General features: G+C 40.0%; 14 protein-coding genes and 1 pseudogene. 14 read left to right on the top strand and 1 reads right to left on the bottom strand.

The features are described 5' to 3' along the window. Positions 1–46: 46 nt before the first annotated feature. The 9 genes and pseudogenes from KUA57_RS01140 (at position 47) to ciaH (ending at position 9,219) form a co-directional block, all read left to right on the top strand. Positions 47–1,948 (top strand): glucosaminidase domain-containing protein, encoded by a 1,902-nt coding sequence (locus KUA57_RS01140; protein WP_218493508.1) that lies wholly within the window; start codon positions 47–49, stop codon positions 1,946–1,948. Between the two features lie 159 nt (positions 1,949–2,107). Then, positions 2,108–2,344 carry a DUF2829 domain-containing protein gene (locus tag KUA57_RS01135; RefSeq protein ID WP_000141913.1) on the top strand — a complete coding sequence of 79 codons (237 nt, stop codon included), beginning with the start codon at positions 2,108–2,110 and terminating at the stop codon, positions 2,342–2,344. Continuing rightward, positions 2,337–3,035 carry a 3-oxoacyl-ACP reductase gene (locus KUA57_RS01130; protein ID WP_049551544.1) on the top strand — a complete coding sequence of 233 codons (699 nt, stop codon included), beginning with the start codon at positions 2,337–2,339 and terminating at the stop codon, positions 3,033–3,035. Before KUA57_RS01135 ends, KUA57_RS01130 begins: the two co-directional genes overlap by 8 nt. Before the next feature lie 19 nt (positions 3,036–3,054). Then, positions 3,055–3,183 (top strand): annotated as a pseudogene (locus KUA57_RS09550) (NUDIX hydrolase); the annotation flags it as partial. Then, complete coding sequence (locus tag KUA57_RS01125; protein WP_061864138.1) at positions 3,161–4,063, top strand: putative PEP-binding protein; 903 nt, start codon at positions 3,161–3,163, stop codon at positions 4,061–4,063. The pseudogene KUA57_RS09550 and the gene KUA57_RS01125, both read left to right, overlap by 23 nt. Beyond that, positions 4,005–4,445 carry an ASCH domain-containing protein gene (locus tag KUA57_RS01120; RefSeq protein WP_061864116.1) on the top strand — a complete coding sequence of 147 codons (441 nt, stop codon included), beginning with the start codon at positions 4,005–4,007 and terminating at the stop codon, positions 4,443–4,445. The genes KUA57_RS01125 and KUA57_RS01120 overlap by 59 nt, the downstream gene beginning before the upstream one ends. 122 nt (positions 4,446–4,567) lie before the next feature. Beyond that, positions 4,568–7,114, top strand: coding sequence for a M1 family metallopeptidase (locus tag KUA57_RS01115; protein ID WP_061864117.1), 2,547 nt, complete (start codon positions 4,568–4,570; stop codon positions 7,112–7,114). Between the two features lie 106 nt (positions 7,115–7,220). Further along, complete coding sequence (gene ciaR, locus KUA57_RS01110; RefSeq protein ID WP_000590639.1) at positions 7,221–7,895, top strand: two-component system response regulator CiaR; 675 nt, start codon at positions 7,221–7,223, stop codon at positions 7,893–7,895. After that, positions 7,885–9,219, top strand: coding sequence for a two-component system sensor histidine kinase CiaH (gene ciaH / locus KUA57_RS01105; RefSeq protein ID WP_218493507.1), 1,335 nt, complete (start codon positions 7,885–7,887; stop codon positions 9,217–9,219). The genes ciaR and ciaH overlap by 11 nt, the downstream gene beginning before the upstream one ends. A 33-nt stretch (positions 9,220–9,252) precedes the next feature. Here ciaH and KUA57_RS01100 read toward each other — a convergent pair whose 3' ends face one another. Further along, positions 9,253–9,540 carry a DUF3270 domain-containing protein gene (locus tag KUA57_RS01100; protein ID WP_004259451.1) on the bottom strand — a complete coding sequence of 96 codons (288 nt, stop codon included), beginning with the start codon at positions 9,538–9,540 and terminating at the stop codon, positions 9,253–9,255. 139 nt (positions 9,541–9,679) lie between these two features. Here KUA57_RS01100 and KUA57_RS01095 point away from each other — a divergent pair, with 139 nt between their 5' ends. The 5 genes from KUA57_RS01095 (at position 9,680) to KUA57_RS01075 (ending at position 14,001) form a co-directional block, all read left to right on the top strand. Further along, complete coding sequence (locus tag KUA57_RS01095; protein ID WP_004259456.1) at positions 9,680–10,609, top strand: peptidase U32 family protein; 930 nt, start codon at positions 9,680–9,682, stop codon at positions 10,607–10,609. A 105-nt stretch (positions 10,610–10,714) separates the two neighbouring features. Next, a complete protein-coding gene (gene rpiA / locus KUA57_RS01090) occupies positions 10,715–11,398 on the top strand; it encodes a ribose-5-phosphate isomerase RpiA (protein WP_061864119.1) in 684 nt (227 codons plus the stop codon). A 23-nt stretch (positions 11,399–11,421) separates the two neighbouring features. Beyond that, positions 11,422–12,633 (top strand): phosphopentomutase, encoded by a 1,212-nt coding sequence (locus KUA57_RS01085; RefSeq protein WP_004259464.1) that lies wholly within the window; start codon positions 11,422–11,424, stop codon positions 12,631–12,633. A 1-nt stretch (position 12,634) separates the two neighbouring features. Further along, positions 12,635–13,195 carry a DUF1697 domain-containing protein gene (locus tag KUA57_RS01080; protein ID WP_218493506.1) on the top strand — a complete coding sequence of 187 codons (561 nt, stop codon included), beginning with the start codon at positions 12,635–12,637 and terminating at the stop codon, positions 13,193–13,195. Beyond that, positions 13,192–14,001 carry a purine-nucleoside phosphorylase gene (locus KUA57_RS01075; protein WP_061864120.1) on the top strand — a complete coding sequence of 270 codons (810 nt, stop codon included), beginning with the start codon at positions 13,192–13,194 and terminating at the stop codon, positions 13,999–14,001. The genes KUA57_RS01080 and KUA57_RS01075 overlap by 4 nt, the downstream gene beginning before the upstream one ends.

Here is a 14,001-nt window from a genome sequence, read left to right as displayed (position 1 = left end):
AGTTAATTACGAATGATGTAGATGAATATCTACTTAGGGGAGTAAAATGAAGAGAACACTACTTGTAAGCACGGCAGTGCTTGCATTGGCAATTGTGCCCACAATATCAGTCTTTGCTGAAGATAGTAAAACAACAGACCAAAGTCAAACGACGAATAAGAGTCAGTCTGTGGACAAAAATCAGTCTAAAGATAAAAATCAGACTCCAGCTTCAGAAGAGAAAAAAGTTGTTGAACATACAAAGAATGAAGCTGAAAAGACGGAAAAAAAGAAAGAATCAGTTGTTGTAAAAGAAAATAATTCTAAACAAGAGGCTATTCCAAATAAAGAAAAAGTTGAAGAAGCTCATAAGAATGGTTGGCAGAAAGAGCATGGGAAATGGCTTTTTTATGAGAATAATCAACCAATAAAAAATTGGAAAAAAATTGCGGGTGTCTGGTATTTATTTGATCAACATGGAATCATGGCCAGCAATACTATTGTTAATGACTATGCTTTTCGTACTAGTGGAGCAATGGTAGAAAATTCCTGGGTGAAAATTGCTGATAAATGGTATTATGCTACAGATTCAGGAAGGATTGTTCGTAATAGATGGGAAAAAATTGGCAATGTTTGGTATTACTTCAAGCAAGATGGAGTTATGGCTAGCAATGTTCTAGTGAACGATTATCTTCTTAATAGTAGTGGAGCAATGGCTCAAAATGCTTGGGTGAAGATTACTGATAAATGGTATTATGCTACAGATTCAGGAAAAATCCTTCGTAATAAATGGGAAAAGATTAAGGGCACATGGTACTATTTTAACAGTGATGGTGTGATGGCTATTAATCAGTGGAAAGATGCTTACTATCTAAAGAATAGTGGAGCAATGGCTGAAAAAGAATGGATTTTTGATAAATCTTATAATAGCTGGTTTTACCTAAAATCAGGTGGTGCTTATGCTTCACGTGAATGGATTGGTGCTTATTACCTCAAATCTGGTGGTTATATGGCCAAGAATGAATGGATTTTTGATCCTAACTACAATGCATGGTACTACCTGAAAGAAGATGGAAGCTATGTTACTGGTGGATTTAACATCAAAAATAAAGAGTACTTCTTCCAAGATAACGGAAAGTGGATTCAAAGTCCAAAATATTTTAAGGTTAAACCAATCACAGCCTATATTTATAGCGAATCAGGAGATATTTTGAGCTATGTCAATCAGGGAAGTATTGTGACCTATGATGGCTCTAAAAGCAAGAGTAGTCGTCTAGCTGTTTCAATATCAGGCTTGTCCGGTTATATGAATCAAAGTGATTTGGCTTTAGTTGATGAAGGAAGTGAGTTTATTCCTCACTATACTACAGATGGAAGATTCCTATACCATGAACTTTCTCCATACACTAGTATACGGGTAGCTCCACATACTTCAGCTATGAAAATTGGTAAGAAGTATTATTCAAAGGATGGAGAACATTTCGATGGGTTTACTATCAAAAATCGTTTCCTTTTCAAGAATTTAACTGAACCAACCAACTATAGTGCGGATGAATTAAATAGAGTTTATTCAATGATGAATATCCGAAATAGCCGTCTTGCTGGTAAAGGAGCAATTTTTAAAGAAGCTGAAAAACGTTACGGTGTCAATGCTCTCTATTTAATGGCTCATAGTGCGCTAGAAAGTGCTTGGGGACGTAGCCAAATTGCTAATGATAAAAATAACTTCTTCGGTATAGCTGCTTACGATACCAGTCCCTATGATTCAGCTAAGAAATTTGATGATGTAGACAAAGGAATTCTTGGTGCGGCTAAGTGGATTCGTGAGAACTATATTGACCGTGGAAGAGATCACCTTGGAAATAAAGCGACAGGAATGAATGTTCGCTATGCATCAGATCCGTACTGGGGTGAAAAAATAGCTAGTATCATGATGAATATTAACAGTCGACTTGGTGGAAAAGATTAAAAGATAAGCAACGATAACTGCTGAAAAGTGGTTGTCGTTTTTTTATTTTTCCGTAGATTTAAGAAGATAAAATGGAGTGAAGTATAGTCAAAAAGCCGTTTTAAAGCGGTTTTTTTGTTATAATGAAGGGAAGAATTATTGATATTAAAGGAGAAAAACATGACATTTGAAGAAATTCTACCTGGGTTAAAGGCTAAGAAAAAATACGTACGTACTGGTTGGGGAGGTGCGGAAAACTATGTACAACTTTTTGACACCATTGAACAAAACGGGGTTGCACTTGAAGTGACGCCTTACTTCCTAATCAACGTTTCTGGCGAAGGAGAAGGTTTTTCCATGTGGAGTCCGACACCTTGTGATGTTTTGGCGACGGATTGGGTAGAAGTGCATGACTAGACGTGTATTGATTACGGGAGTGAGTTCAGGGATCGGTCTGGATCAAGCTCGACTCTTTTTAGAAAAGGGCTATCAAGTTTATGGAGTTGACCAAGGTGAAAATCCACTATTAGAGGGTGATTTCCACTTTCTACAGAGAGATTTGACCTTGGGCTTAGAGCCTATTTTTGATTGGTGTCCTCAAGTTGATGTTTTGTGCAATACTGCTGGAGTTTTGGATGATTACAAACCACTTTTGGAACAGGCAGCGCAGGAAATTCAAGAAATTTTTGAAATTAATTATATGACTCCTGTTGAGTTGACTCGCTATTATTTGACACAAATGTTGGAAAATAAAAAGGGGACCATCATTAATATGTGTTCCATTGCTTCTAGCCTAGCAGGTGGAGGTGGTCACGCCTATACTTCATCTAAGCATGCCTTGGCAGGCTTTACCAAGCAGTTGGCTCTAGACTATGCTGAAGCTGGAATTCAGGTCTTTGGTATCGCTCCAGGAGCAGTCAAGACGGGTATGACCGCTGCCGACTTTGAACCAGGTGGTTTAGCGGACTGGGTGGCTAGTGAAACGCCAATCAAACGCTGGATTGAGCCAGAGGAAATAGCAGAAATCAGCCTTTTCTTAGCAAGTGGGAAAGCGAGTGCCATGCAAGGACAAATATTGACAATAGACGGTGGATGGTCTTTGAAGTAGGAGGATCTGATGGAAATCAAAAATCACAGAAGAGAATGCATCGCAAGAAGTATTGAAAGTCAAAGCAGAATTATTAGGATTTCCAGAACTGGACAAAACCTCTTACATGAATTGGAAGGTGAATGATGAGAAACCAACTAGCTCTTAGTGGTGAAAAAATTATTGAAAAAGTTTATCCTCAGCTATTTCACCACATTGGCATGATTCGTGGGGAATACTTATTGAGGGAGCTTAACCAAAACATCCTGTTACCAAGTTGTCAGCAATTTGTAAAAGATTATCTAGATACTATTTGCTCCTTGTACTCAGATGAAGAGGTATGGTACCGTTTTTCTGAATTAACGAATACAGAAGCCAATTGTTTAGAGGGGACTAAAGAGTATTTTTACGAAAATCATCCCTTGTTTGGCTATAGAGGAACCAGGCGTTTACTGGCGTGTTTGGATGAATTTCAGGCTGAAGCACATGTCGTTACAGAAGTTTATCAAACAAATCCCAATCTGTCTCTTATTTTTCCTTTTGTCAATGATGCCGACCAATTAAAACAAGCTATTACAGTATTACGTCAGCATGGTTTTACTGGGAAAGTCGGCACAATGATTGAATTACCTTCAGCTTATTTTGACTTGGACAGGATACTGGAAACGGGTATTTCAAAGATTATAGTTGGAATGAATGATTTGACTTCTTTTGTTTTTGCGACTGTGAGAAACAGTCAATGGCATGATATGGAAAGTCCAATTATGTTAGATATGCTAAGAGATATGCAGGATAAAGCAAGGATGAAAAAGATTGACTTTGCTGTAGCAGGCTATCTGAATGATTCTTTCATACAAAAAATGAATCAGTTGGGTATCAAGTGCATTATTCACTACAGTTCTATTCTAGAGATTTTTGATTTAGAAATTGACCATCTAGATCATCTCAAACATATAAAAGAAGAAAGTAAGAAATTACAAAGGAGCACCCATGACACCGCAGGAAATGTGGAATGCATACAAGAAAATTACCCCCTCTATAGGAGATGAAATCGATGCTTGGGCTTTTGGAATGGAACCAGATCTTTTAGCAGATTTGGTTTTAAGAGGCGAAAAGACTGCAACCGCCTCAGCCTACGACCTCTATGCACTAGAAGCCGAGTCTCTTCCTCAAGAAGGCACCTTCGATATCATTTTAGATAGTCAAAATCAGGCTGTCTGTATTGTCAAAATTACAAAGGTTTCTGTCCAGCCCTTCAATCAAGTTTCTGCTCAACATGCCTACAAGGAAGGGGAAGGTGACAAATCCCTATCCTATTGGCGTCAGGTTCATGAGGATTGTTTCGCCGAGTGGCTGAAAGAAGCAGGACTGACTTTTACACCTGACACCAAGGTTGTTTTAGAAGAATTTCGCAAGGTCTACCCACTGTAGACTATTAGAAGGAATAAAGTTTTGGAAATCGCCGTCCAATCCTTTTTTCTCAAGCAAAACATGATATAATAAGTTTGTTTGAAGAAGAGCTCTAGCTCTTAAACTTAGAATAGGAGAAAATTATGCAAGCAGTTGAACATTTTATTAAGCAATTTGTTCCTGAACATTATGATTTATTTTTAGACTTGAGTCGTGAGACCAAGACTTTTTCAGGAAAGGTGACTATTAGTGGTCAAGCACAGAGTGACCGCATTTCCCTCCACCAAAAAGACTTGGAAATCGCCACTGTAGAAGTTGCTGGTCAAGCTCGCCCATTTACAGTTGACCATGACAATGAAGCCCTTCATATTGAACTTGCTGAAGCAGGTCAAGTTGAAGTGGTTATCGCTTTCTCAGGAAAAATTACAGACAACATGACAGGGATTTACCCATCTTACTACACAGTTGATGGAGTGAAGAAGGAAGTATTGTCTACTCAATTTGAGAGCCATTTTGCGCGAGAAGCCTTCCCATGTGTGGATGAGCCAGAAGCCAAAGCAACTTTTGACCTCTCTCTACGTTTTGACCAAGCAGAAGGTGAATTGGCCTTGTCTAATATGCCAGAAATCGAAGTTGAAAACCGTAAGGAAACAGGTATCTGGAAGTTTGAGACAACACCTCGCATGTCTTCTTACTTGTTAGCCTTTGTTGCGGGTGATTTGCAAGGTGTGACGGCTAAAACTAAAAACGGTACTCTCGTAGGTGTCTACTCAACCAAAGCTCATCCACTATCAAACCTTGATTTCTCACTGGATATCGCTGTTCGCTCTATCGAGTTTTACGAAGATTACTATGGAGTTAAGTACCCAATCCCTCAATCTCTCCATATCGCCCTTCCTGACTTCTCAGCTGGAGCTATGGAAAACTGGGGTCTTGTGACCTACCGTGAAGTTTACTTAGTTGTGGATGAGAACTCTACCTTTGCCAGTCGTCAACAAGTTGCCCTTGTTGTAGCCCATGAATTGGCTCACCAGTGGTTTGGTAACCTTGTTACTATGAAATGGTGGGATGACCTTTGGCTCAATGAAAGCTTTGCTAATATGATGGAGTACGTCTGTGTGGATGCTATTGAACCAAGCTGGAATATCTTTGAAGATTTCCAAACAGGTGGTGTTCCGTCTGCCTTGAAACGTGATGCGACTGATGGTGTTCAGTCTGTTCACGTCGAAGTGAAACATCCAGATGAAATCAATACGCTCTTTGACGGAGCTATCGTCTATGCCAAAGGAAGTCGCCTCATGCACATGCTTCGTCGTTGGCTAGGTGATACCGATTTTGCCAAAGGTTTGCATGCCTACTTTGAAAAACATCAATACAGCAATACAATTGGTCGTGACCTTTGGGATGCTCTTGGTCAAGCGTCTGGACGTGATGTCGCAGCCTTCATGGATTCTTGGTTGGAACAACCTGGTTATCCAGTTCTCACTGTCAAAGTTGAAAATGATGTCTTGAAGATCTCACAAAAACAATTCTTCATCGGTGAGCACGAAGACAAGAACCGTCTCTGGGTTGTGCCACTAAACAGCAACTGGAAAGGTTTACCTGATACACTTGAAACTGAAAGCATCGAAATCCCTGGCTACGCAGCCCTTCTTGCTGAAAATGAAGGAGCTCTTCGTCTCAACACTGAAAATACAGCCCACTACATTACCGACTATCAAGGAGACTTGTTGGATGCTATTCTTGTTGACCTAGTTGAGCTTGATAACACAAGTAAACTGCAAATCGTTCAAGAACGTCGTTTGCTTGCTGAAACAGGGCACATTTCTTATGCAGACTTGCTTCCAGTCCTTGATAAACTTGCTAAGGAAGAATCTTACCTTGTTGTTTCAGCTGTTTCTCAAGTAATTTCTGCTCTTGAGCGCTTTATCGATGAAGGTACAGAAGCTGAAACAGCCTTCAAAGCTTTGGTTGCTAAATTGGCTCGTCATAATTATGACCGTCTTGGTTTTGAAGCTAAAGATGGTGAATCTGATGAGGATGAATTGGTTCGTCAACTAGCTGTTTCTATGATGATTCGCTCAAATGATGCAGAAGCTAGTCAAGCCGCTAGCCAAATCTTCGCGGCTCACAATGAGAATCTTGCAGGACTCCCAGCAGCAATTCGCTCACAAGTTCTGATTAATGAGATGAAACATCATGAGACTAAAGACTTGTTAGCACTTTATCTTGATACTTATACTCACGCAACAGATGCTGTCTTTAAACGCCAGTTGGCAGCTGCTCTAGCATACAGTACAGATGCGGATAATATCCAAAACTTGATTGCTTCTTGGAAGGACAAATTTATGGTGAAACCACAAGACTTGTCTGCTTGGTACTTCCAGTTCTTAAGCCATCAAGCAACTCAGGAAACAGCATGGTCTTGGGCTCGTGAAAACTGGGCTTGGATTAAGGCAGCTCTTGGTGGAGATATGAGCTTTGATAGCTTTGTTATCCTTCCTGCTCACGTATTTAAGACTCAGCAACGCTTGGCAGAGTACAAGGAATTCTTTGAGCCACAACTTTCTGACCTTGCTCTTAGCCGTAACATCGGTATGGGAATCAAGGAAATTGCAGCGCGTGTTGACTTGATTAACCGTGAAAAAGCTGCAGTGGAAGCAGTTGTTCTTCAATACGGAACTAAATAATCAAGACTAAATAAAAGAAAACTCAGCTATCTCATGTAAAATGCAGAGAGTTGAGTTTTTTTTAAGGCAAATTTGGTATAATGGTTTTAATAAGGAGGAGTTTCTCATGATAAAAATCTTATTAGTTGAGGATGACCTAGGCCTGTCAAATTCAGTATTTGACTTTTTAGACGATTTTGCGGATGTCATGCAGGTATTTGATGGAGAAGAAGGTCTCTACGAAGCTGAGAGTGGCGTCTATGATTTGATTTTGCTCGATTTGATGTTGCCTGAAAAAAATGGCTTCCAAGTCTTGAAAGAATTGCGTGAAAAGGGGATTACGACTCCAGTTCTGATCATGACTGCCAAGGAAAGTTTGGATGACAAGGGACATGGATTTGAACTGGGAGCAGATGATTATCTGACCAAACCTTTCTACCTAGAAGAACTCAAAATGCGAATTCAAGCCCTTCTCAAACGTTCAGGTAAATTTAATGAAAACACCTTGACTTATGGAAATATTGTAGTTAATTTGTCAACCAATACCGTTAAGGTTGAAGATACTCCTGTCGAATTACTGGGAAAAGAGTTTGATTTATTAGTTTATTTCCTTCAAAATCAAAATGTTATTTTGCCGAAGACTCAGATTTTTGATCGTCTATGGGGATTTGATAGTGATACAACGATTTCGGTTGTTGAAGTCTATGTTTCAAAAGTCCGTAAGAAATTAAAAGGAACCACTTTTGCAGAGAATTTGCAAACCTTGCGTAGTGTTGGGTATATTTTAAAAGATGTTCAGTAAACTAAAAAAAACATGGTATGCGGATGACTTTAGTTATTTTATCCGCAACTTTGGTGTCTTCACTCTGATTTTCTCTACCATGACCTTGATTATTTTACAGGTTATGCATTCGAGTCTTTATACTTCGGTGGATGATAAGCTTCATGGACTGAGTGAAAATCCTCAAGCAGTTATTCAGCTTGCTGTAAATAGGGCAACAGAAGAGATTAAAGATTTAGAGAATGCCGCTACAGATACCAGCAAGACTGAGATAAAACCCAATGTCAGTTCTAACACAGAAGTTATTCTTTTTGATAAAAATTTTACCCAACTCCTTTCTGGAAATCGATTTTTGGGATTGGATAAGATTAAGTTAGAGAAGAAAGAACTAGGACATATCTATCAGATTCAAGTTTTTAATAGCTATGGACAAGAAGAAATCTATCGCATGATTTTGATGGAAACGAATATCAGTTCGGTTTCAACCAATATTAAGTATGCGGCTGTCTTGATTAATACCAGTCAGTTGGAGCAGGCCAGTCAAAAGCATGAGAAATTGATTGTGGTCGTGATGGCAAGTTTCTGGATTTTGTCTTTACTTTCCAGTCTCTATCTAGCTAGGGTCAGTGTTCGTCCTTTACTTGAAAGTATGCAAAAGCAACAGTCCTTTGTGGAAAATGCCAGTCATGAGTTACGAACTCCACTTGCTGTTTTGCAAAATCGCTTAGAAACCCTTTTCCGTAAGCCAGAAGCTACCATTATGGATGTGAGTGAAAGTATTGCCTCTAGTTTAGAAGAAGTCCGAAATATGCGGTTTTTGACAACGAACTTGTTGAATTTAGCTCGTAGAGATGATGGGATTAAGCCGGAACTTGCAGAAGTTCCAACCAGTTTTTTCAATACGACTTTCACAAACTATGAAATGATTGCTTCAGAAAATGACCGTGTCTTCCGTTTTGAAAATCGCATCCATCGAACAATTGTCACAGATCAACTTCTTTTGAAACAACTGATGACCATCCTATTTGATAATGCCATCAAATATACTGAAGAGGATGGTGAAATTGATTTTGTGATTTCAGCGACCAATCGCAATCTGTATTTACTTGTTTCTGATAATGGAGTTGGTATTTCCGCAGAAGATAAGAAGAAAATTTTTGATAGATTTTATCGAGTTGATAAGGCTAGAACCCGCCAAAAAGGTGGTTTTGGTTTAGGTTTATCCCTAGCCAAGCAAATTGTAGATGCCCTAAAAGGAAGCATTACTGTCAAAGATAATAAACCAAAGGGAACAATCTTTGAAGTGAAGATTGCCATCCACACACCATCTAAAAAGAAAAAATAAAAATATCGCTCCAACTGGGGCGATATTTTGGATTTATCTTCTACGTTTTCGCTTGATAATAGATCGTTGAACTTTTAAGACAAGTAAGCTGGATCCGATTGCTGCGACAAAGGCAAGAGCAGGTGATAATTTTAATGCTAAAAAGATAAAACTAAAGATAGCAATACAGATACAAAAAACAGCGATATTAACAAAAAATAGGATTTCCTTGAGATTGGTATCAGATTGCGCTTCAGGTGTATAATCTTGATAGCGAGGAACCTGCTGGCTTAATTCTTCTTGATTGTCTACCTCATAGGATTGTAATTTTCTTACGGGCATTATTCTCTCCTTAACAGTACGTACCTATTTTATCATTTTTTCAGCAGAGAATTATTACAGAAAGGTTACAATAAGAATAAAGTCCCTTTTCATTTTTAAAGAATGGCTGATTTTCCAGAAATGTGGTATAATTTTTCTTATGGAAAAGATTATCATTACAGCAACTGCTGAAAGTATTGAACAAGTTAAACAACTTCTCGAAGCTGGCGTAGACCGTATCTATGTCGGTGAGAAAGATTTTGGCCTTCGCCTGCCAACGACCTTTAGTTATGACCAATTGCGTGAAATCGCTAATCTGGTTCATGATACTGGTAAGGAATTGATCGTTGCGGTTAACGCCCTCATGCACCAAGATATGATGGATCGTATCAAGCCTTTCTTAGACTTTTTGGAAGAAATCAAGACAGACTACATTACGATTGGGGATGCAGGTGTCTTTTACGTAGTCAACCGCGATGGTTATTCCTTTAAGACCATCTACGATGCTTCAACCATGGTAACTAGCAGTCGCCAGATTAACTTCTGGGGACAAAAGGCTGGCGCATCTGAGGCTGTTTTGGCGCGTGAAATTCCATCTGCTGAACTCTTCAAAATGCCAGAGATTTTGGAAATTCCTGCTGAAGTTTTGGTTTACGGAGCTAGTGTTATTCACCATTCTAAGCGTCCGCTCTTGCAAAACTACTATAACTTCACGCATATCGATGATGAAAAGACTCGCAAGCGTGACCTTTTCTTGGCAGAGCCAAGTGACCCTGAGAGCCATTATTCCATTTTTGAAGACAATCATGGTACTCATATCTTTGCCAATAACGACCTTGATTTGATGACAAAATTGACAGAATTGGTAGAGCATGGCTTTACTCACTGGAAACTAGAAGGGCTCTACACTCCTGGTCAGAACTTTGTTGAAATTGCAAAACTCTTTATCCAAGCGCGTAGCTTGATTCAAGAGGGCAATTTTAGCCATGACCAAGCCTTCTTGCTGGATGAAGAATTGCGTAAACTTCACCCTAAAAACCGTTTCCTTGATACAGGATTTTATGACTACGATCCTGACATGGTTAAATAGGACATCAAAACCCGAAATAAAAATGTTCGGGTTTTTCCAGTGTATCCATGAAATAAAAAGGGATACATGTTATAATAAAAGTAGCTCTTTAATGGAGGTGTTTGAGTGGAAAATCTGAAGAAAATGGCAGGTATCAAGGCTGCTGAGTTTGTCAAAGATGGGATGGTTGTCGGACTGGGAACGGGTTCTACTGCCTATTATTTTGTCGAAGAAATCGGTCGTCGTATTAAGGAAGAAGGCTTACAGATTACAGCTGTAACGACTTCTAGTGTGACTAGTAAACAGGCCGAAGGGCTTAATATCCCACTCAAGTCTATTGACCAAGTAGACTTTGTCGATGTGACAGTCGACGGGGCGGATGAAGTGGATAATCAGTTTAATGGAATCAAAGGCGGTGGTGGTGCCCTTCTGATGGAGAAGGTTGTAGCAACGCCCTCAAAAGAATACATTTGGGTGGTGGATGAAAGCAAGCTAGTAGAGAAACTGGGTGCTTTTAAATTGCCAGTAGAAGTGGTTCAGTATGGCGCAGAACAGGTCTTTCGTCGTTTTGAGCGAGCTGGCTACAAACCAAGTTTCCGTGAAAAAGACGGCCAACGTTTTGTGACCGATATGCAGAATTTTATCATTGACCTTGCCTTGGAAGTCATTGAAGATCCAATTACTTTCGGACAAGAATTGGACCATGTCGTTGGCGTCGTGGAGCACGGCTTATTCAACAAAATGGTGGATAAGGTGATCGTAGCTGGACGAGATGGGGTTCAGATTTTAACTTCAACAAAAGCAAACTAATCAAAGTAATAAGGAGACATACTATGCCAAAATTTAATCGTATTCACTTGGTGGTACTGGATTCTGTAGGAATCGGTGCTGCACCAGATGCTAATAACTTTGTCAATGCAGGAGTTCCAGATGGAGCTTCTGACACATTAGGACACATTTCAAAAGCAGTTGGTTTGAATGTCCCAAACATGGCTAAAATTGGTCTTGGAAATATTCCTCGAGAAACTCCTCTTAAGACTGTTCCAGCTGAAAGCAATCCAACAGGATATGCAACAAAATTGGAAGAAGTATCTCTTGGTAAGGATACCATGACTGGACACTGGGAAATCATGGGCCTTAACATTACGGAGCCCTTCGATACTTTCTGGAACGGATTCCCAGAAGAAATCTTGACAAAAATTGAAGAATTCTCAGGACGTAAGGTCATTCGTGAAGCTAACAAACCTTACTCAGGAACGGCTGTTATCGATGATTTCGGACCACGTCAAATGGAAACTGGGGAGTTGATTATCTATACTTCAGCTGATCCTGTTTTGCAGATTGCTGCCCACGAAGATATTATTCCTTTGGACGAATTGTACCGTATCTGTGAATACGCTCGTTCAATTACACTTGAGCGTCCTGCCCTTCTAGGTCGTATCATTGCCCGTCCTTATGTAGGTGAACCAGGTAACTTCACTCGTACAGCAAACCGTCGTGACTTGGCTGTATCTCCATTTGCACCAACTGTTTTGGATAAATTGAATGAAGCTGGTATCGATACTTATGCTGTTGGTAAAATCAACGATATCTTTAACGGTGCAGGTATCAACCATGACATGGGCCACAACAAGTCAAACAGCCATGGAATTGATACACTCTTGAAGACCATGGGCCTTGCTGAGTTTGAAAAAGGATTCTCCTTCACAAACTTAGTTGACTTTGATGCCCTTTATGGACACCGCCGCAATGCTCACGGTTACCGTGATTGTTTGCATGAGTTTGATGAGCGCTTGCCTGAAATTATCGCAGCCATGAGAGAGAACGACCTTCTCTTGATTACTGCGGACCATGGAAATGACCCAACCTATGCAGGAACAGACCACACTCGTGAATATATTCCATTGTTGGCCTACAGCCCTGCCTTTAAAGGAAATGGTGTCATTCCAGTAGGACATTTTGCAGATATCTCAGCGACTGTTGCGGATAACTTTGGTGTTGAAACAGCCATGATCGGGGAAAGTTTCTTAGATAAATTGGTATAAGATGAAACGCTATGCTTTACTGGTAAGGGGCATTAATGTCGGTGGAAAAAATAAAGTTGTCATGGCGCAACTTCGTCAAGAATTGACAGAGTTGGGACTGGAAAAAGTTGAAACCTACATCAACAGTGGCAATATTTTCTTTACTTCGACAGATGCCAAAGTCCGATTGGTCGAAATGTTAGAGGCTTTCTTTGCAGTCCATTATCCATTTATTCAGAGCTTTTCTTTGCTGAGTCAGGAAGATTATGAAGAAGAGCTGAAGAATCTGCCAGATTGGTGGACCAAAGATTTGGCACGAAAGGATGTCCTCTTTTACACGGAGGGCTTGGATGTGACTCAAGTCATTGAGAAAGTAGACAATTTGGAACTGGAAGATGAAGTCGTTCATTTTGGAAAACTTGGTATTTTCTGGGGGAAATTTTCTGAAGAATCCTACTATGCAACTGCCTATCATAAGTACTTGCTCAAGATGCCTTTTTATCGCAACATCACCATTCGCAATGCTAAAACTTTTGACAAAATCGGTCAAATGCTAAAAAAAAATAAAGGAGACACACAATGACATTTTTAGATAAAATCAATGAAACAGCTGCCTTCCTGAAAGAAAAGGGAATCCAAGCACCTGAGTTCGGTCTAATCCTTGGATCAGGACTGGGAGAATTGGCAGAAGAAATCCAAAATCCAGTTGTAGTAGACTATGCTGAGATTCCAAACTGGGGCCGCTCTACAGTAGTCGGTCATGCTGGTAAATTGGTATATGGTGACCTTGCAGGTCGCAAGGTCTTAGCTCTTCAAGGTCGTTTCCATTTCTATGAAGGAAATCCTCTTGAAGTCGTGACTTTCCCAGTACGTGTGATGAAAGTTCTCGGATGCGAAGGTGTCATTGTAACCAATGCAGCTGGTGGTATCGGATTTGGCCCAGGTACTTTGATGGCTATCTCAGACCATATCAACATGACGGGGCAAAACCCATTGATGGGTGAAAACTTGGATGAATTTGGTCCTCGTTTCCCTGATATGTCTAAGGCCTATACACCAGAATACCGTGCTACTGCCCATGAAGTGGCTAAAAAACTTGGTATCAAGCTTGATGAAGGTGTCTATATTGGTGTAACTGGTCCGACTTATGAAACACCAGCAGAAATTCGTGCCTATAAGACACTGGGAGCAGATGCTGTGGGTATGTCTACGGTTCCTGAAGTTATCGTGGCAGCCCACTCAGGTTTAAAAGTTCTGGGAATTTCATGTATTACTAACTTTGCTGCTGGATTCCAAGAAGAACTGAACCACGAAGAGGTTGTAGAAGTGACTGAACGTGTTAAAGGTGATTTCAAAGGCTTGCTTAAAGCTATTCTTGCTGAATTGTAA

The sequence above is a fragment of the Streptococcus vulneris genome (assembly GCF_019218685.1).
Lineage (GTDB): Bacteria > Bacillota > Bacilli > Lactobacillales > Streptococcaceae > Streptococcus > Streptococcus vulneris.
Note: the sequence above shows the minus strand (reverse complement) of the source record. Positions and strands in the feature narration are given on the sequence as shown.

Bases quoted from the DNA above. Each gene is read 5' to 3' on its own strand.
- KUA57_RS01095 (WP_004259456.1), top strand. From the start codon at position 9,680: ATGGAAAAGATTATCATTACAGCAACTGCTGAAAGTATTGAACAAGTT.
- KUA57_RS01080 (WP_218493506.1), top strand. From the start codon at position 12,635: ATGAAACGCTATGCTTTACTGGTAAGGGGCATTAATGTCGGTGGAAAA.
- KUA57_RS01085 (WP_004259464.1), top strand. From the start codon at position 11,422: ATGCCAAAATTTAATCGTATTCACTTGGTGGTACTGGATTCTGTAGGA.
- ciaR (WP_000590639.1), top strand. From the start codon at position 7,221: ATGATAAAAATCTTATTAGTTGAGGATGACCTAGGCCTGTCAAATTCA.
- KUA57_RS01075 (WP_061864120.1), top strand. From the start codon at position 13,192: ATGACATTTTTAGATAAAATCAATGAAACAGCTGCCTTCCTGAAAGAA.
- KUA57_RS01115 (WP_061864117.1), top strand. From the start codon at position 4,568: ATGCAAGCAGTTGAACATTTTATTAAGCAATTTGTTCCTGAACATTAT.
- KUA57_RS01140 (WP_218493508.1), top strand. From the start codon at position 47: ATGAAGAGAACACTACTTGTAAGCACGGCAGTGCTTGCATTGGCAATT.
- KUA57_RS01135 (WP_000141913.1), top strand. From the start codon at position 2,108: ATGACATTTGAAGAAATTCTACCTGGGTTAAAGGCTAAGAAAAAATAC.
- KUA57_RS01100 (WP_004259451.1), bottom strand. From the start codon at position 9,540: ATGCCCGTAAGAAAATTACAATCCTATGAGGTAGACAATCAAGAAGAA.
- ciaH (WP_218493507.1), top strand. From the start codon at position 7,885: ATGTTCAGTAAACTAAAAAAAACATGGTATGCGGATGACTTTAGTTAT.
- KUA57_RS01130 (WP_049551544.1), top strand. From the start codon at position 2,337: ATGACTAGACGTGTATTGATTACGGGAGTGAGTTCAGGGATCGGTCTG.
- KUA57_RS01125 (WP_061864138.1), top strand. From the start codon at position 3,161: ATGAGAAACCAACTAGCTCTTAGTGGTGAAAAAATTATTGAAAAAGTT.
- KUA57_RS01120 (WP_061864116.1), top strand. From the start codon at position 4,005: ATGACACCGCAGGAAATGTGGAATGCATACAAGAAAATTACCCCCTCT.